The organism is Nonomuraea sp. NPDC049480, from assembly GCF_044465905.1.
Lineage (GTDB): Bacteria > Actinomycetota > Actinomycetes > Streptosporangiales > Streptosporangiaceae > Nonomuraea.
In genome coordinates this window covers 366370-384906 of sequence record NZ_JBITMD010000004.1, presented here as the reverse complement: position 1 = coordinate 384906, position 18537 = coordinate 366370, and the positions used below count along the sequence as shown (strand labels likewise).

Sequence of the window (18537 nt, the reverse complement as noted above, 5' to 3'; positions counted from 1 at the left end):
TCACAGGGGCTGGACGCGTACGCCGTCGGAGGAGGTGGCGAGCAGCAGGCTCCGCTCCGGCACGGCCTGCCAGCCGGGCAGGTCGTCGAGCGGCTCGCTCGCCACGAGCACGCCGTCCTCGGTACGCCGGTGGAAGAGGGTGTCGCCCCAGACGGTCGCGGCGAGCGCGGCGCCGTCGCAGGCGAGCAGGTTCAGCCGGGCGCCGGGATCCTTCGCCCCGGCGTGGGCGACGATCTCGGCCAGGGAGTCGCCGAGCGTGAGCCCGGCGCGTAACCGCTGGAACGCGGCGGCGGCGAGCCAGGCGGAGTCACAGGCACTCTCGGCCCCGTCGGCCAGATCCCTGACCGCGTCCCGCGCGACCCGGCCGTTGTGGCTGAGCAGCCACGGCCCGTCCGTGAACGGCGCGGTGGCGCTCTCCTCGACCGGCATGCCGACGGTGGCGCACCGGACGGCCGCCAGCAGGCAGCCGGAGCGGGCGATCTGGGCGAGCGCGGGCAGGTTGGCGTCCGACCAGAGCGGGATCGAACGGCGGTAGCGGACGGGCTCGGGGCGGGCGGCGTCGTACCAGCCCATGCCGAAGCCGTCGGCGTTGACCGTGCCGTGCCGCTGCCGCCGGGGCGCGTACGACTGCCTGAGCAGCCCGTGCTCGGGCTCCTGGATCAGCGTGGTCAGGGCTCGGGACGCGCCGAGCCAGGCCGCGTGGCGGCACACTAGTGCCGCTCCGGCGTGCGGGCGCAGCGGAATCCGGTGAAGATCTGCCGCCGGATCGGGTAGTCCCAGTTCCTGAACGTGGTGCGGACCGCGGCGGGGTCGGCCGCCCAGGAGCCGCCGCGCAGCACGCGGTAGTCCCGGCCGAAGAAGACCTCGCTGTACTCGCGGTAGGGGAAGGCCTGGAAGCCGGGATAACCCTGGAACCAGGTGTCGGTCCACTCCCACACGTCCCCGACCATCTGCTCGGCCCCGTACGGGCTCGCCCCGGCGGGGTACGCGCCGAGCGGCGCGGGCCGGGCGGCGCGGTGCCCGAGGTTCGCGAGGCCGGGAGTGGGCTCCTGGTCACCCCAGGGATACTTGCGGGCCCGCGCCTCCGCCGCGTCCCAGCCGCAGGCCTTCTCCCACTCGGCCTCGGTCGGCAGCCGCTTGCCCGCCCAGCGGGCGTAGGCGTCGGCCTCGTACCAGCACACATGCTGGACGGGCTCGTCCATCGGCACGGGCTCGGTGCGGCCGAAGCGGCTGCGCCACCACGTCCCGGCGTCCTTGACCCAGAACAGCGGCGCGAAGACGCCGCTCTCCTGTCGCCACCGCCAGCCCTCGGGCGTCCACCAGCGCGGGTCGTGGTACCCGCCGTCCTCGATGAAGGCGGCGTAGGCGGCGTTGCCGACGGGGAGCCGGTCGATCCAGTACGCGGGCAGGTCCACCTGGTGGGCGGGGCGCTCGTTGTCGTAGGCCCAGGGGAGGGTGTCGGTGCCCATCAGGAAGGGGCCGGCGGGGACGTACACCTCCTCGGGGCCGGTCGAACGGGCCGGCGGCAGGTCGCCGTCGCGGACCGTGCCGGGCTGCCCCGACAACTGGAGCGTGGCCAGCATCGTCTCGTCGTGCTGGTGCTCGTGCTGGATCACCAGGCCGAAGACGAACCCGTCGCGGCGCAGCGGGCTCGGGTCCTCCAGGTCGACGGCGTCCAGGACGTCGAGCACGCGGCCGCGTACGCCGCCGATGTAGTCGCGGGCCTCGGCCGGGCGCAGGAACGGCAGCGTGGGCCGGTCCCCGCGCGGGGTCTTGAAGGCGTCGTAGATGTCGTCGATCTCGGGCCGGAGCGGCGTGATGCCCGCGGCCGCCCGCAGCACCCACAGCTCCTCGTAGTTGCCGACGTGGGCCAGGTCCCACACCAGGGGCGACATCAGCGGCGAGTGCTGGCGGACGAGCAGGTCGTCGTCCGCCTCCGTGTAGGCCAGCGACCGGTCGCGCACCGCGATCAGGTCGGCCGCGATGCGTTCCTTGAAGTCGTTCATGCGTCCCCCTCTTCGGTCAGCCAGGCCGACAGGCGCCGTCCCGGTCCCCTCGCAAGATCCATCAGGTCGGCCGCCGGGGAGCGGCCGCGGGTCACGTGCCGGTCGGCGAAGGCGGCGACCGAGCCGAGCAGGGCGGGGGCCGCGCCGAGGCGGGGCAGCGCCTCGAGCGCGGCGCGGAAACAGGCCTCCGCCGTACCGCGCAGCCGCGGATCCGCCAGTCCGCACCTGGCGGCGTCCGGCCAGAGCTCCCCGTACGGCTCGGCGGCGGCCAGCGCGGCGTCGGCGGCCCGGTCGTCGGCGATGAGCGCGTACGTCACGGCCACGCACACCGGCCAGGTCGCCGGGTGCTGGGCGTCGAGGTAGCGGATCTCCAGCCAGCCGCGCGGCCGCACCGGAGGGAACACCGTCGTGGCGTGGTAGGCCAGGTCCGCCGCGGTGAGCTCGCCGCGCGCGAGCCAGTCGCGGAACGTCGAACCGTCGCGCACCGGACGGCAGCGGTCCTCGCTCTCCCGCACCAGCATGAGGCGGGCGTCGAGGAGGTAGCCCGCCCAATCGGCGGCCGGGTCACCGGACGCGCGGACCGGGGCCGTCCTGGTGGGGTCGAGGTGCTCCCACACCGCCTGGCGGCCGGACATCCAGCCGGAAGGGCGGCCTCCGCTCAGCGGGGAGTTGGCGAAGGCGGCGGTCAGGACCGGGCCCAGCAGGTGCGCCCGTTCCCAGCGGGTCCCGGGTCGCTCGCCGAAGTCCAGGTTGACCTGGATGGAGGCCGTGGAGCACATCATCAGCGGGCCGTACGGGCCGCCGAGGAACTCCGCCATCGCCTCGTACCTGGGGAGGCGCAACTGGCGGTGGGGCGGGCGTACCGGGTCGAGTCCCACGCCCGCCAGCGCCAGGCCCGCGTCCGCCAGGGCGCGGCGGGCCACGGCCAGGTCCGTTGTCAGGGCGTCGATCGCGCCGGGCAGCGGGCCCGCCGCACCGGACAGTTCCACCTGGCCACCCGGCTCGAACGTCACCCGGCTGCCACCGGGCAGCGGCGGCAGGGCCCGCGCGACCTCCTCCAGCGGCACATGACGGCTCGCCGCCGCCCGGTCGTAGACGAGGAACTCCAGCTCGACCCCGACCCGGTCCCCGCCGCTCCCGCTGAAGCACCCCCCGGCGAAGTCGGCCACGTCCGCAACGTCCCTGAGCGGCGCATCCATCGCGGGCGCGCCCCGGATCGGTCTTGTGTCCGGGTCCGGCGACGCGGCGTCCCGGAGCGGCGTGAACTTCCCCTCCGACGCCCCGGAGGTCCCAGTGGCGTCCTTGAGTGACGGCACGCCACCGGCGGTCAGCCCGGTCATCGTCTCCCCCTCGCATGGCACATGGGTCTATAGACCCGCGAGCCACGCGAGCGTTACGGGGGATTTCTCAGCTTTGCCGGCGGTTTCTGAAGGCGGACATCAGCCGGTCGCGCGTACGGTCCGACAACTTCTCCGGGGGCGGGGCGCCGACGACGCGGATGGTGACGCGGAACTGGTCGAAGAAGTGCCCGCAGTCGTCGCAGCAGGCCAGATGGGTCTCGACCGCGACATGGGACGGCTCGTCGAGGGCGTGGTCGAGGTAGGCGGTGATGACTTCCACCAGTTCGCCGCACGTGAACCGCTTCACGACGTTGCCCGCCTTACCCTGTGTGGCATGAACCGTTTCACCTATTCTGCCTGCTTCACCGACTGGAAGTAGTACTCCAGTCGCCCGCGGACCGCCGCACGCGCACGATGCAGCAGGACCCGCTGGTTGGCCGCCGAGATCTCAAGGATCTCGCAGACCTCCTCGGAGGTACACCCCTCCACGTCACGCAGTGTGATCACGATCCGCTGCCGTGGCGGCAGCCCGGCCAGGGCTTCGCCGATCAGGCCGCGAACCTCGGCGGCGAGCGCCTGGCTCTCCGGTGTCGGCCAGACCGCGGGCGACTCCTTCCAGCTTCCCGGGAAGGCGGCGTCCGCACCGTGGAACCGCGAGGGATCGACGGTCGGTCCGCCGTCCTGCTCGACGGCGCTCCACGGCAGTGTACGGCTCTCGCGCACGCTGCGCTTCTTCGCCGTGTTGACGAGGATGCGGTAGATCCACGTCTTGAGCGACGCACGACCCTCGAAGCCGTCGATCGCGCCGATCACGGCCAGCCAGGTGTCCTGCACCACCTCCTCGGCGGAGTCGTCGGTGGAGACGTACGACCTGGCCACCCGCAACAGACCTCGTGACAAGGTGTCGAGCAGCGCCGCGAACATCTCCTCATCGCCCGCCCGCAGGGCCGAGACGACGACGTCGTCCGGGGGCAGCGTGCTGCCCGCGAAAGACCCCACGATCGCTTCCTCCCGGTCGAGCGTCGGAAATCATCATCACATGCTTCCGGGGGCGGCGCAGTGTGGGGTGCACGCCCGGCGATCACGCGTGGTGCATCGGCGCCCAGACGGTCATCGGGCCGGCGCCGCGGTTGGCCCACGCGTAGTACGGGACGAACGTGAGCTCGGCCGGGCCCGCGTGCTCGGGCTCCAGGGGCGCGGCGGCGGTGCGGTAGGGGAAGCCGCCGTCGTCCTCCCGGTGCTCGTGGGCCCGGCCGCGCGCGATGACCGGCACCACTTCCGGGGGCAGGCCGCTGATGGGCGTCCCGTCGCGGAGGTCCGCCGACGCCACGCAGAGGTCGTCGACGATCACGCCTGGGTGGTCGGCCTGCTCCAGGCAGTACACGAGCGGGCCGCGTTCGACGGCGACCTGGCCGCGGGCCACGTCCAGCCGGGGGACGGCGGACGTCAGCCGGGGCCGGAGCCCGAGGTCCATGACGATCCGGTCGCCCGCCCGCCACGTGCGCCGGACGCGGTGGTAGCCGCCCGGCTCGGCGGGCCGGCCGTCCACGCCCGCCGCGTCCGCCCAGGCGGGGATGCGGGCCGACAGCGTCCACGGGTGGCCGGGGGTCTCGCGGACGACGATCTCGACGCGGCCGCTCCACGGGTAGGCGGTGTCCACCTCGAGCAGCACCTCGCCCGCCCGGACCGTGCCGGGGGTGTACAGGTGCAGCTGGACGCCGCCGCCGTCCTGGGTGGCCAGGTAGTGGTCGAGGGAGGACAGCAGGCGCATCACGTTGGGCGGGCAGCAGGCGGTGCCGTACCAGTCCTGGCGGCCGCGGGCGGGGGCGCGCAGGTCGTCGGCGTCGGCGCCGGCGCGCACGCGCAGGGCGTTGACGTAGAAGAAGCGGTCGCCGCCGAGGGAGACGCCGGGGAGGACGGCGTTGTAGAGGGTGCGCTCCATCAGGTCGGCGTATGGAGCGTCCCCGGTGGCCAGGAGCATGCGCCACGACCACTGGACGCCGCCGATGGCGGCGCAGGTCTCGCAGTACGCCGTGTCGGGCGCCAGCTCGTGGCCGCCGCCGAACGCCTCGCCGTACCAGTTGGAGCCGAGGCCGCCGGTGAGGTACGTCTTGGTGGCCACCATGTCGCGCCACTGCCGTTCCAGCGCGGTGAGCAGGTCGTGATCGGAGGTCTCGACGGCGACGTCGGTCGCCCCGGCGGCCAGGTACATCGCGCGCACCGCGTGCCCCTCCACCGTGGCGGCGTCCCGCACCGGCACGCGGTCCTGCCGGTAGCCGGGGCCGTGGTGGCCCTTGAGCGGGATGAGCGACCTGCCCCGGGTGGCCACCATGCGGGCGGCGAGGTCCAGGTAGGAACGTTCGCCGGTCTCCCGGTGCAGCTCGGCCAGCCCCATCTCGACCTCGGGATGACCGTCCAGCGCGTCCGCCGGGAGGTCCTTGACCAGGTGGTCGCCGAACCGGGTGGCGACCCCCAGCAGCACGCGGTCGCCGATCGCGCGGCTGCCCGCCACCGCGGCCTGCATGAGATGGCCGGCGCAGTAGAGCTCGTGGCTGGAGGCCAGGTCGCTGTACCGCTCCCGGCCGGTGAGCCGGGTGTGCGTGTGGAGGTAGCCGTCGGCGCACTGAGCGCCCGCGACGAGCGCCGCACCCTCCTTGTACGCCGCCGCGAGGTCGTCGTCCTCGGCCCGGCCGCGTTCCCAGGCGATGGCCTCCAGCCACTTGTAGACGTCGGAGTCGGCGAAGACCTTGCCCCGGTGCTCGCCCTGCCCTCCCGGGACCGGCCGGAGGTTGTCGAAGGCGCCGGAGTCGCGTACCCGCTCACCGCCCAGCGGGATCGTCACCTCACGGTTGACCCGCTGCCGCGCGCCCCAGAAGCCGCCCCGCACGCGCCCGCGCGTCACGGGCCGCAGGGCCACCGCGGCGCCGGGCCGCGGCTCCACCACCGAGTCACTCATGCTGCCTCCATATCCAACGAGATACGAATATATATGCCCATCTTGACGGGGCCCAGGCTCCGAGGGTGGATATCCATATATGAATATTTATGAGATCCCGGACACGGTGTTGCTCGAAGAACGGGCCGAGCTGGCGATGAACGCCGTGGCCGGCCTGCCCGACCAGGACATGGACGGCATCCCGTACTTCAGCGCCGACCTGCTGGCGCGCCCGGCGGCGCTGCGGCACGGCGACTGGGACTACGGCTCCAGCCACGGCCGGCTGCTCGACGCCTGCCTGCTGGCCCGTCACATGACCGGCAAGGACACGTGGCGGGACGTGGAGGAGGGCTTCCGGCGGCGGCTGATCGGCTTCTTCGGCCCGGACGGGCTGAGCTACCGGCACGCGCGTCCCGAGGCCGGCTGGCCCGCGAACGCCAACCTCATCGACCAGCGGGCGGTGCTGCTGTCGCTCACCACCTGGTACGTCTCCGACGGCGACCCCGAGGCCGGACGCCTGCTGGACCGCCACGTGGCCGCGCTCAGGCGCATCGCGGTCAAGGAGCGGGACGTGTGGTTCTATCCCGCCTCCGAGTACACCCCGGACGGCTGGCCGTCGCCCAACGCGATCGCGCTGCACCTGGCACCGGACCCGGCCTCGTTCAGCGGCCGGCTGATCATGCCGTTGCTGCGCTGCCACCAGGCGACGGGCAACGAGGACGCGCTGGAGCTGTGCGGCTGGTTCGCGCGGCTGATCAGGCACAAAAGCGGGGTGTTCCACGAGGACGGGAGCTTCAACGCGGCGCGGGCGTACCGCAGCGGCCACTTCCACACCCGCCTGGGCACGCTCGAAGGCCTCGCCCGCTACGCGCGCTTCACCGGCGACCACGACCTGACCGCCTACGTCCGCCGCTCCTACGACTGGGCCCTGAGCCAGGCCACGGCGTTCGGCTGGACGCCCGGCGACCTCGCCGACCAGCGGTACGAGCACGAGAGCTGCTCCCTGGTGGACCTGATCGGCACCGGAACCACGCTCGCCCGGTCTGGGCACACCGGCTACTGGGAGGTCGTGGAGCGGTTCCTTCGCAACCACCTCGTGGAGTCGCAACTGCTCGACCTGAGCTGGGTGGAGTCCGCGCCCGACGCTTCGGGCGACGAGCCCGGCTGGGCGACGCGCATGCGGGTGGGCGAGCGCGTACGCGGCGCCTTCGCCGGATACGGCGCCCCCAACGACTTCGTCTGCGACGTGGAGCTGGGCCGCGGGCACACCGCCGACGTGCAGGCCTGCTGCGTCGGCTCCGGCGTGCGCGGCCTGTTCTGGGGCTGGAACTCGATCGTCACCGGCGACGACCGGGACGTCCGCGTCAACCTGCTCCTCACCCGGGCCACCCGGCGGGTCACCGTGCTCAGCCACCTGCCCCACGAGGGCCGGGTCGACCTGGACGTGCACGAAGACCTGCGCGAGCTGCGGATGCGGGTGCCGGGCTGGGCCGGCTACGCCAAGGTGCGGGTGGAACGGGACGACGGCGAGGGCTTCGACGGGACCCAGGCGGGGGCGTGGGCGCCGGACGGCTACCTGGCGATCCGCGCGCCCCGCCGCGGCGAGCGTGTCACGGTCACGTTCCCGGTCCCCGAGTGGACGAGCACCGAGGTCGCGGCCGGACGGGAGTATCGCGTGCGGTGGCGCGGCGACGACGTGACCGGCATCAGCCCCGAAGGCACCGCCCGCCCGATGTACAGCGGCCGCAAGGTCCACCCGGCCGCGCCCCGCCGCGACTACGCCCTGACCCGCCCTGCCGCCGAATGGACGTGGTGACATGCCTGGCTGGTCCCTTCCCCCGGCGCCCGCCGCGGCCTCGCTGCGGCCCTACGACCTGCGCTGCGAGCACCGCCGCACGCCTCTCGGGGTCGGCGCGCCGGCGCCGAGGCTGAGCTGGCGCCTGGCCTCCGACCGGCGCGGCGACGCCCCGGCCGCGTACCGGATCCGCGTCCACGGCCCCGGCGGCGTCCTGGCCTGGGACAGCGGCTGGGTGGACGGCCAGGACGTCAGCGCCGGCTACGGGGGCGCGCCTCTGGTGTCGTTCGCCCGCTACCGCTGGGAGGTCTCGGTACGCCCCGGCGGCTCGGCCGAGTCGTGGTTCGACACCGGGGTCATGCACGCCGACGAGTGGCGGGCGGCCTGGATCGGTCACGACCCGGAGACCGAGCCGCCGTTCGAGCCGCCGGCCGACGACCGCGAGCCGCGCACCGCCCGCACGGCGTTCCTGCCCCCGCCCCGGTACTTCCGGCGCGAGCTCGACCTGCGCCCGGCCACGTCGGTGCGGATCGCGTGCACCGCCCGCGGCCTGTACGAACTCCACGTCAACGGCGCCAGGGCCGGCGACGGCGAGCTGACGCCGGGCTGGACCGACTACCGTTACCGCGTGCCGTACCAGGTGTACGACGTGACGGACCTGGTCGGGGAGGGGCCCGTCTGCGTGGGGGCGGTGCTCGCGGACGGCTGGTGGTCGGGCAGCCTCGGCTGGGACGGCAGGCAGCAGGCGCAGCGCTACGGCCGCCGCCCGGAGCTGCTGGTCCAGCTCGTCGCCGACCACGCGGACGGCTCCCGCACGGTCGCGGGTACCGACGCGACCTGGCGGGAGACCACGGGCCCGCTCCGCTACGCCGACCTGCTGATGGGCGAGTGGTACGACGCCCGGCTCGACCTCGACGGCTGGGACCGGCCGGGCTTCGACGACTCGTCCTGGGCGCCGGCCCGCGTCCTGTCCTCCGACCACGGCGTCCTCGTGCCCTCGCTCGCCGAGCCCGTCCGGGTCACGCAGGACGTCGTACCGGTGGACGTGCGCCGGGCCGGTGACCGTACCATCGTCGACCTGGGGCAGAACATCGCCGGGCGGGTGCGCCTGACGATCCGCGGCGCGCGGGCGGGCGACCGCGTCACGCTGCGCCACGGGGAGGCGCTCGACGACGACGGCGGCCTCTACACCGCCAACCTGCGCTCGGCCGAGGCCACCGACCACTACGTCGCCGCCGGGCGGCCGGAGGAGACGTTCGAGCCGCGCTTCACCGTCCACGGCTTCCGCTACGTCGAGATCACCGGCCATTCCGGCGACCTCGACGTCGCCGGGCGGGTGCTGCACTCGGACACACCGGTCGCGGGCGAGTTCTCGTGCTCCGACGCCACGGTGGGGCAGCTGATGAGCAACGTCCGGTGGAGCCAGCGCGGCAACTTCGTCTCGGTGCCGACCGACTGCCCGCAGCGCGACGAGCGGCTGGGATGGACGGCGGACGCGCAGGTGTTCCTGCCCACCGCCTGCTACAACGCCGACGTGGCGGCGTTCTTCACCGGCTGGCTGGCCGACCTGCGGTGCGCGCAGACCGCCGAGGGCGCGGTGCCGGACGTGGTGCCGCACGTGATGACCGAGCGGCACGGCACGCCCGGCTGGGGCGACGCCGCGACGATCGTGCCGTGGCACCTGTACCGCGTCTACGGGGACGAGCGGGTGCTGCGGGACAGCCTGCCGAGCATGCGGCGCTGGGTGGACCACGTCGAACGCCACAACCCCGGGCTGATCTGGCGGAACCGGGTGGGCAGCCACTACGGGGACTGGCTGCAGGCGGACGTGCGGACCTCGCGTGACCTGCTGGCCACGGCGTTCTTCGCGCTGAGCGCGGACCTGACCGCGAAGGCCGCCGCCGTGCTGGGCGATCACAGCGCCTTTGAACGATACGCGGGGCTGCGGGCGCGCATCGGGGAGGCCTTCGCCCGGGAGTTCGTGTCGCCGGACGGGCGGATCACCGGCGACACGCAGACCGGCTACCTGCTGGCGCTCGCCCACGGCCTGGTGCCCGACCCGCTCGTGCCGGCGGCCGTCGGGCACCTGGTGGCCGACCTGGAAGGCCGCGGCCGCCGCCTGACGACCGGCTTCGCCGGGGTGGGGCTGCTCGGGCCGGTCCTGTCGGCGCACGGGCACGAGGACCTGGCCTACGCGCTGCTGCACGACGACCGGTATCCGTCCTGGGGGTACTCGATCAAGCGCGGGGCCACCACGATCTGGGAGCGCTGGAACGGCTGGACGGAGGAGACGGGCTTCGGTCCGGTCGCGATGAACTCCTTCAACCACTACGCGCTGGGGTCGGTGGGGGCGTGGCTGTACAGCGGGGTGGCCGGGCTCGGGCAGGAGGAAGACTCCGCGGGCTTCCGCAGGCCGCTCGTCCGGCCCCTCCCCGGTGGGACGCTGACGTGGGCGGTGGCCTCGTACGACACGCCGCTGGGGCGGTTGAGCAGCCGGTGGGAGGTGGACGGCGGGACGCTGCGCCTGGAGGTCCGCATCCCGCCCGGCGCCGTCGCCACAGTCCACGTCCCGGCCACGGATCCGTCGTCGGTCCGCGAGTCCGGCGCGCCCGTGGACGAGGTCGTCGGGGCGACCGGCTCGGCGCTGGTCTGCCGGGTGCCGTCGGGCCGGTACGAGTTCACCGCGGCGTGGGAGCGATGAGCCGTCTGGTGACCACGTGGGCGGCGGCCTCCGAACGGGTGGGCGGCTCGTTGTGCGACCTGACCGTCCGCAACATCGTCCGGACCACCGTTGGCGGGACGGATTCACGTGTCCGGCTGACGAACGCCTTCGGGGACCGGCCGGTGACGTTCGGGCACGTGTACGTGGGCGTGCCGCGGTCGGGCGCGGCGCTGGAGCCCGGATCGAACCGGATGGTCACGTTCGGCGGGCGCCCTTGCGTGACCCTGCCATCTGGCGAGACGGGGCTCAGCGACCCGCTGCCGGGCCGCGTGCCGTCGCTGGCGCGTCTCGCGATCAGCATCCACCTTCAAGGGCACCACCCGGCACCGACAGGCCGCAACCGCGCCACCGTCCCCGCCGAACGGCCCGCCGGAAGCGCCCGCGACACCGCGGCCGCCTACCGGTCCAGGCCCGGCGATCACGCCGCCGACGAGGACGGGGCCGCGTACGTCGAGCCATTGACGGTGTGGCACTGGCTGGACGCGCTGGTCGTCACCACGCCCGGCCCGGTGCCCGTCGTGGCGGTGCTCGGGGACTCGTTCACCGTGGGCGTCGGAGCGGAGGCCGGACACGGCTGGGCGGATCTGCTCGCCGAGCGCGCGCCGTTCGCGATCGTCAACGAGGGGGTGTCCGGCGGCCGCGTCCTCACCCCGGGCACCGGCCGCCCCGCCGAGGAACGCCTGACCGCCGAGGTCCTGACCAAGCCGGGCATCGACACCGTGATCCTGCTGTCCGGAATCAACGACATCGGCGCCGGCGCACGACCGGACGCGCTCGTCGCCGCATACCGCCGCATGGTGGACCGGGCACATGCCGCAGGGGTGCGCATGATCGGCAGTACGCTCGCGCCGTTCGCCGGAGCCGAGTACTTCACCGGCGAAGGCGAACGAACCCGCACGGCCGTGAACGCGTTCATCCGGCACGGCGGCGTCTTCGACGGGGTGGCCGACTTCGACGCCGCCCTACGCGACCCCGCCGACCCCCTCCGCCTGCACCCCGGCCACGACTCCGGCGACCACCTGCACCCGAGCACGGCGGGCCACCACGCCATGGCCGCCGCGGTCCCCCTGCCGTTGTCGTCACCGGAGATCATCCCCTGAGTACGACTACATGGCGTATGGCCGATGCCACCGCATCGGCCATACGCCACGTTCACCGATCAGGACCTGTTACATGTCTTCACGAAGAAGATCGGGCCCCAGTCCACAACGGGCGTCCCGCCGGACCTGATGCTGCGCTTCACCTTCTGATTCCTGTCGAGGAGGCGCACCCGCAACGATCCGTGATTGTGCGTGTGGTATTTCCCCTGGAAATCGTGGAGTCTGAACGTGCCGCACCCGAACATCTTGTATGCCCGATACGTATTCCTCGGCGGATAGTATTGGAGGGTGCAGAACGAATCACCGCAGTTGCCGCGCCTATGAACCCAGTTTCCCGCACGTATGAGACCCTGACGGGTGTGCGGGAAGTCCGCGTGCTTTACTGATCCGCCTCTAATAGGTTTGACGTGCGGGACGCGGGCCGCCTGGTTCCGCTCGGCCGACTGCGCCGCGTTTCGCTCGGCCGGCTGGGCCGCCGCCGGATACGCTCCGGCCGAAAGAACCGAGAAGAGAGCGGCAAACGCCGTCGCCGACGCCAGCATCCCCCTCAGAGGCTGCCGTCTTGCTGTGATCGCTGTACGCATTGAACGCACCTCTTTCTTACTGAGCTTGCGGACGTCCAGCATTGTCGCTGGCGAATTTACTTTTCCTCGAAGCGTACGAAATCATTCGCCTTTCGATTGGGAATCTTCCTCCACCTGCGACTTCCCGAGTCACAGGGGTCCTTCTCAAATCGCAGAGATCCTTCCTCGGCGCCGGCCGTTCCCTGCAACACGTACCTTCGCAACCACGAAAAGCGCCTTGCAAGGAAACGCGTCGAGATGGGATGGTGGGATGGGTTTCCAGCCGTAACCTGTGTCTTCGCCGACCGGCTGGGATACGGGTGGGACGCTGGAAACGGTGCTGATACGCAGGTCGCATGGTCGGTCGGGGGTCACGTGATGCGATCAAAGGAAACGGAGCGGTTCGCCGCCCAGATACGGGCACTGAAAGATCGCGCCGAGATCAGCTTCGAAGAGCTGGCCAGGCGCACCGGAATCAGCAGTTCAAGCCTTCACCGCTACTGCTCGGGAACCAAGATTCCAACCGGCTACGGCGCGGTTCACACATTCGCGAAGGCATGTGGCGCGAGCAACGAGGAACTGCGGGAGCTCCATCGACTGTGGGCACTCGCCGATGCGTCACGATCGTCATTGACCGCGCCCGGCGAAAGGCCGGCGAACGTCACCGGCAATGAGCACATCGCACCATCACCGGCATCGTCCGCGGACACACCCGTACCACGACAACACCCGCACCGCCATCGCCGACTGGTGCTCGCGATCGCGACGGTCACCGTCCTGACAGCGACAGCCGCTGTCGTGATCACCTCGTTGAGCTCCGCTGACATACCGAACACGCCCGTGGTCTCGAACTCCGGCGCCACCGCCCGCATGCGGGTCTTCAACGTCGAGGAACGCTGCAGAAACCGCGGCGACAGGGCCCCGGGCTGCAGCATCGGCCTGGCGATCAACCCACGGCTGAACTATGACGCCCAGAATGTGGTGAGCCACCGCGTATGGCATGACGACACGTTGACCGCCGACTGCGTCCTCTACGACGGCGACGAGGTCACCGACGAAATCGGCACCAAAAGCACCCGCTGGTACCGAGTCCGGCTGAACGACGTACCCCGCGGCCACGCGTGGCTGTCCGGTATACGCACCCGCGACAATCCGGCACTGCCGACATGCGTCCTTTGAGATCGCCGGCCTCGCTGATGGTCTCAACTGCTCCTGGGGACTGGCACGTCGGTGTGCCTCCGCACGTCGCCGCGGGCGCTCACGCGGCGGTGGAGAAATCACCCCTTCCGCCCCAGGCTGGGGAGCTGGATGGCTGATTCCGGGCGGTGGATGCCACGGGGCCGGTAGCCGAGGGCGTCCGAGACCCCCAGGTAGTCGGCCAGCAGCCAGATGATGGCCAGCCACATCTCCGTGCCCTGGAGTCCTGGGGTGCGGGTCGCGCCGCTGCCCCGGGTCAGGGCGAAGCTGAAGCCCGCGCCGTCGTGCCAGCCGCGCACCGCGCGCACGAGCCGTTCCCCGGCCCACGCCTCGCCCTCCGCTCGGCGGTACGACGTCTGCCTGCCTGCCAGCCAGAGCGGGTGGATGACGTCGAGGACGTTGCACGCGTTGCCGGTGTCGGGGCCGAAGTAGCGCGGGTCTCGGGCCTGGGCGAGCACGGTGTCGACGGCCCGCTCGGGGTACGGCAGCGGCATCCCGAACTGCGCGAACGTGCCCCGCGTGAGCCGGTAGAAGCCGTTGACCACCTGTAGCAGGCCCGCGTCGGAGTCCGGTTCGCCCCACATCCCGTGGGCCTGCGAGCACCTGGTCAGCAGCCAGCCGTACAGGGTCTCGATCTCGCCGCGCCGGCCGAAGCCGGCGAGGTTGCGGTAGAGAGCGGTGCCGATGGTGTCCACCCAGGAGCCGGACGACCATGCCTGCCGCGTCCAGTCGAGGTCGTCGAGCGCGGCGATCAGGTCCTGGGAGCCGAGCCGGGCCACGGCGTGGACTGGGTGGGTGAAGCGGGTGCCGAGCAGGTCGAGGGCGTAGCCGACGCAGAGCACGTGGTACGCCGTGGCTCCGTCGTCCAGCGCCGGCGTCCCGGTGGCGCCTATTTCCGGGACCAGGCCGGTGTCGGGGTCCTGCCGATCCCGCAGGAACGCCACGATCTCCTCCTTGGCCGGGATCGGCGGCGGGCCGCCGAGCAGCAGGTCGGCGATCTCGACCGCGTCGCACCAGGCGCGTACGGTCGGCTCGGCGTCCGGCCGGTCCACGTACCGCTCCCCGGTCCAGCAGCGCCGCAGCACCGCCTCGGCCTGCTCCCTGGCCCGATCGGCGAAGCCGGCGAGCAGCCGCGCCAGATCGTCCCCAGCGGCGGCGCCGGACGGGGTGGCGGACGGGATGGCGGACGGGGTCGCCGACGGGGTGGCGGTGTCGGGGTGCGGCGTGCGGCGGTGCGGAGTGCGTCGGTCACGGATCTGGCGGGCCGGGTTGCCGGCGACCATGGCCCAGTCGGGCACGTCCTTGGTGACCACCGAACCGGCCCCGATCACCGCGTGGTCGCCGATCGTCACCCCGTCCAGCACGACCACGTGCGACCCGATCCACACGTCGTCCCCGACGCGGATGCCCTTCGAGGTGATCGGCTGCCGGAAGACCGGCCGGTCCGGGGCGGCCGAGTGGTTGAAGCCGAGCAGGGACGTGTGCGCCCCCACCCGTACGGCGTCCCCGAGCTCCACCCGCCCCCGCACCACCGTGTACGGGTTGACGGTGCAGTCGTCCCCCATCGCCACGTCGTCGGTGACGTACGCGTGCGCCGCGATGTAGCAGTGCTCCCCCATCCGCAGCCGGTCCGCGTACACGGCCGCCAGCGGCGAGATGAACACCTTCTCCGGAACGTCGAGATCCATCCGCGCGCGCAGCTCCGCCACGTGCTCGGCCTGGTCCTGCCGGTCCTCCTCGGTCGCGTGGTCCCAGAACAGCCACGGGCAGAAGTCGAACTCGGTCATGGTCAAAGGTCCTCTCCATCCACCAGCGCCAGTGTCATCGACCAGGAACAGCGGCGAACCGCGAGCCGGTACCGCTCGGGCAGCGCGGGCCCGCAGGAGGCGCTTCCGACGCCCTGCTGGCCGTGGTCCAGGTTCAGCCACACCCGGCCGGAGTCCCGCAGGTCGCCGGCCTGCAGGGCCTCGCTCGTCCACCGGCGCGCGGTGAAGTCCAGGTACGGCTCCGCGTCCACGCGCAACGTCGCGAGGCCGGGGCCGGACATTTCCAGCCAGCGGGTCTCGAGGTGGTTGCCGTTCTCCTGCGGCACGACGTACGGCGTCTGGAGCGCGTCGATCGGGCGGGCGAAGCGGCCGACGCGGGCGGCGTCCCGGCTGTCGGCGTACGTCTCGCCGGGGCCCAGGCCGAACCACGTCACGTCGGTGTAGCCGCCGGGCAGGGCGAACCTGGCGCCCACGCGGGGCGGGCTCACGCTGAGGTGGCCGTAGGCGGTGTCGTGCCAGTCGCCGACCGGGTCGGCCTCGATGGTCAGGTGCAGCGCGCCGTCGTCCTGCCGCCGGTAGGTGTACGTGGTGCGGAAGCCGAGGGTCCGCGTGGCGGGGCCGCAGCGGCCGCGTACGACCAGGGTCCGGTCGTCGGGCCGCTCGATGCCGTCGCAGCGGTGGAGGAAACGGTCCAGGCCCACGGCCTCCCAGTCGGCGGCCAGCGCGTTCCTGGGGCCCTGGCCTCGGTCGTTCTCGGTGGGCGCCCGCCACACGTCCAGCACCGGCCCGTCCAGCTCGACGTCCCCGAGGCGGACCAGCCGCCCGGTGCGCGCCGCGAACGCCGCCCCGCCCAGCCACACCTCTTGCGACCGCCCCCGCGCCGGGACCGGTGCCTGCGGATCCGGCGCCGTCCCGCCCACCGCGCGGCCGGTCGCGGGGCGGCCCGGTCGGTCGGGCGGCACGTCCGAGGGGTTGCGGCGGTGGCTGCCGGAGCCGAGCCTGGCCTGGCCGGAGGCGACCACGTGTCCGGCGGGTGCCCACCGCGTGCCGGCGGCGAGCACGGCCTCGATCGTGATCCAGGTCTCCCCCTCCCCCGCCACGTCCACCGCGGGCAGCGGCACCCGCGCGGTCTCACGTGCCCCGCACCGCGGCACGGGCAGCGGCCCAGCGCCCGCCGGCGTCCCGTCCACCTCCACCCGCCACCGGAACTCCAGGTGACCGAGATCGATCATGTCGTGCTTGTTGGTGATGACCACCTCCGCATCGACCGCGATGCCGACGGGCTCGATCGCCTTGGCCAGCTCCGCCAGCCCCGGAGACGGCGTGCGGTCGGGGAACAGCAGCCCGTCCAGGCAGTACCGGCCGCCGTTCGGCTGGTAGTCGATGTCCCCTCCGTGCATGAAGCGCCCGTCGGGCCCGGTCAGCCCGTGATCGATCCACTCCCACACGAACGCCCCGCAGAACCGCTCGTACGACTCCAGGATCGACTGGTAGTCGGCCAGCGAGCCGGGCCCGTTGCCCATGGCGTGGGCGTACTCGCACAGCAGGAACGGCAGCCCTCGCCGGCGGAGGTCGTCTTCGGGCGTCACCCCGTCGGGCGCGGGCTCCTCCCGCCGCCCGATCCGCTCGAGGTCGTCCAGCGACGGGTACATCAGGCTGTAGAAGTCGGAGTGGCGGTAGCTCGGGTCGCGTTCGTAGTGCAGCGGCCGGGTGGGGTCGCGGCGGCGGATCCAGCGTTCGATGTCGGCGAACGCCGCCCCGCTCCCGCTCTCGTTCCCCAGCGACCACACCACCACGCTGGGATGGTTCTTGTCGCGCTCGACCATGCGGCGGGCGCGGTCGAGGAGGGCGTCGCGCCACATCGGCTCGGCGGGCGGGTTGCCCTCCCATCCGGCGTAGATGAAGCCGTGCGTCTCGATGTCGCATTCGTCCACCACCCACAGCCCGTACTCGTCGCACAGCCGCAGGAACTCCGGGTGCGGCGGGTAGTGGGCGGTCCGGACAGCGTTGATGTTGTGCCGCTTCATCAGCTCGATGTCGCGGACCATGGTCGCCCGGTCCAGCGCACGCCCCCGGTCGGGATGGTGCTCGTGCCGGTTGACGCCGCGGAACAGCACCGGCACGCCGTTGATCAGCAGCCGCCCGTCGGCGATCTCGACGGTTCTGAAGCCGATCGGGAGGTCGATGGCCTCGCCGGCCGCCGTGAGGGTGCCCCGGTAGAGGCGGGGGCGTTCGGCGCTCCACGGCTCGACGTCCGGGATCACGATCTCCTCCCCGGTGGGCACGGCGATCCCGAGCTCGGGGATCTCGACCAGGCCGGGGGCGTCGGCGGTGACCAGGAGCGTGCCGGAGTGCGTGGCGCGTACCGTGAAGTCGTCGATCCCGCCCACCGGCCGGGACAGCAGCTCGACGTCCCGGAAGATCCCCGGCAGCCACCACATGTCCTGATCCTCCAGGTAGCTGCCGGAGGACCAGCGGTGCACGCGTACGGCGAGCAGGTTGCCGCGCGGGCGCACGCGCCCGGTCACGTCGAACTCGAACGGTAACCGGCTGCCTTTGGAGTGGCCGAGCAGCTCGCCGTTGAGCCACACGGTGCCGCAGGAGTCGACGCCCTGGAACCGCAGCACGGACCGGCCGCCGGGCCAGTCCGCGGGCAGGTCGAAGCGGAGGCGGTGGTCGCCGGTGGGGTTGTCGTCGGGCACGCGGGGCGGGTCGATGGGGAACGGGTAGGCGGTGTTGGTGTAGAGCGGCCGGTCGTGCCCTTCCAGCACCCAGTGGGACGGCACCCGGATCGTGTCCCAGCCGGTGTCGTCGAGCGCGGGGTCGGGCAGCGCGGGCCCGGTGCCGTCGGCCGTGCCGGACAACCGGAAGCGCCAGGTGCCGTTGAGCGACAGCCGCGGCGCGTCGGAGACGAAGTCGGCGCGCGGCGTCCGCCGTCCCGAGCCGGGAGCGGGGTCCTCGTGGAAATCCTCCATCCGAACATTCCTCCGCGATTCCGCCAAAACGTTTTAACCCTATACGGGAGGATCCTCCCGGGATAGGCATTGACATGTCGGACTGAATAAATATACTATGCGCGAAACGTTTTAATAAGATCAGCACGGGTGAGACAG

General features: G+C 72.4%; 13 protein-coding genes. 4 read left to right on the top strand and 9 right to left on the bottom strand.

Going from position 1 to position 18537, the window contains the following annotated elements:
• The 6 genes from egtC to ACIBX3_RS14940 form a co-directional block, all read right to left on the bottom strand.
• Entirely contained in the window at positions 1-711 is a 711-nt protein-coding gene (gene egtC / locus ACIBX3_RS14965) for an ergothioneine biosynthesis protein EgtC (RefSeq protein ID WP_397117032.1), read from the bottom strand.
• Positions 711-2006 carry an ergothioneine biosynthesis protein EgtB gene (gene egtB, locus ACIBX3_RS14960; RefSeq protein ID WP_397117031.1) on the bottom strand — a complete coding sequence of 432 codons (1296 nt, stop codon included), beginning with the start codon at positions 2004-2006 and terminating at the stop codon, positions 711-713. The genes egtC and egtB overlap by 1 nt, the downstream gene beginning before the upstream one ends.
• A complete protein-coding gene (gene egtA / locus ACIBX3_RS14955; protein ID WP_397117030.1) occupies positions 2003-3346 on the bottom strand; it encodes an ergothioneine biosynthesis glutamate--cysteine ligase EgtA in 1344 nt (447 codons plus the stop codon). The genes egtB and egtA overlap by 4 nt, the downstream gene beginning before the upstream one ends.
• Before the next feature lie 67 nt (positions 3347-3413).
• Positions 3414-3653, bottom strand: a complete 240-nt coding sequence (locus tag ACIBX3_RS14950; RefSeq protein WP_397117029.1) for an anti-sigma factor family protein — start codon at positions 3651-3653, stop codon at positions 3414-3416.
• Positions 3654-3694: 41 nt separating this feature from the next.
• Entirely contained in the window at positions 3695-4345 is a 651-nt protein-coding gene (locus ACIBX3_RS14945; RefSeq protein ID WP_397117028.1) for an RNA polymerase sigma factor, read from the bottom strand.
• An 82-nt stretch (positions 4346-4427) separates the two neighbouring features.
• Positions 4428-6302: a glycoside hydrolase family 127 protein gene (locus tag ACIBX3_RS14940; protein ID WP_397117027.1), complete on the bottom strand. Its 1875-nt coding sequence runs from the start codon at positions 6300-6302 to the stop codon at positions 4428-4430.
• A 79-nt stretch (positions 6303-6381) separates the two neighbouring features.
• Here ACIBX3_RS14940 and ACIBX3_RS14935 point away from each other — a divergent pair, with 79 nt between their 5' ends.
• Genes ACIBX3_RS14935 through ACIBX3_RS14925 form a run of 3 tightly spaced genes read left to right on the top strand, consistent with a single transcriptional unit; the run spans position 6382 to position 11898 of the window.
• A complete protein-coding gene (locus tag ACIBX3_RS14935; protein WP_397117026.1) occupies positions 6382-8097 on the top strand; it encodes a hypothetical protein in 1716 nt (571 codons plus the stop codon).
• Position 8098: 1 nt separating this feature from the next.
• Positions 8099-10777: a glycoside hydrolase family 78 protein gene (locus ACIBX3_RS14930; RefSeq protein ID WP_397117024.1), complete on the top strand. Its 2679-nt coding sequence runs from the start codon at positions 8099-8101 to the stop codon at positions 10775-10777.
• On the top strand, positions 10774-11898 hold the full coding sequence (locus tag ACIBX3_RS14925) for a GDSL-type esterase/lipase family protein (RefSeq protein ID WP_397117022.1): 1125 nt from the start codon (positions 10774-10776) through the stop codon (positions 11896-11898). Before ACIBX3_RS14930 ends, ACIBX3_RS14925 begins: the two co-directional genes overlap by 4 nt.
• A 59-nt stretch (positions 11899-11957) precedes the next feature.
• Here the strand turns inward: ACIBX3_RS14925 and ACIBX3_RS14920 are convergent, their stop codons facing one another.
• Positions 11958-12482 (bottom strand): hypothetical protein, encoded by a 525-nt coding sequence (locus ACIBX3_RS14920; protein WP_397117020.1) that lies wholly within the window; start codon positions 12480-12482, stop codon positions 11958-11960.
• Between the two features lie 357 nt (positions 12483-12839).
• Between ACIBX3_RS14920 and ACIBX3_RS14915 the strand changes: the two genes are divergently transcribed.
• Positions 12840-13640 carry a helix-turn-helix domain-containing protein gene (locus ACIBX3_RS14915; protein WP_397117018.1) on the top strand — a complete coding sequence of 267 codons (801 nt, stop codon included), beginning with the start codon at positions 12840-12842 and terminating at the stop codon, positions 13638-13640.
• A gap of 98 nt (positions 13641-13738) precedes the next feature.
• Here ACIBX3_RS14915 and ACIBX3_RS14910 read toward each other — a convergent pair whose 3' ends face one another.
• Together ACIBX3_RS14910 and ACIBX3_RS14905 are read right to left on the bottom strand one after the other, a co-directional pair.
• Positions 13739-15445 carry an acyltransferase gene (locus ACIBX3_RS14910; protein WP_397117016.1) on the bottom strand — a complete coding sequence of 569 codons (1707 nt, stop codon included), beginning with the start codon at positions 15443-15445 and terminating at the stop codon, positions 13739-13741.
• A gap of 2 nt (positions 15446-15447) precedes the next feature.
• The gene (locus ACIBX3_RS14905) at positions 15448-18399 is read right to left on the bottom strand and encodes a glycoside hydrolase family 2 TIM barrel-domain containing protein (RefSeq protein ID WP_397117014.1); all 2952 of its coding nucleotides are present in this window, start codon (positions 18397-18399) and stop codon (positions 15448-15450) included.
• Between the last annotated feature and the right edge of the window lie 138 nt (positions 18400-18537).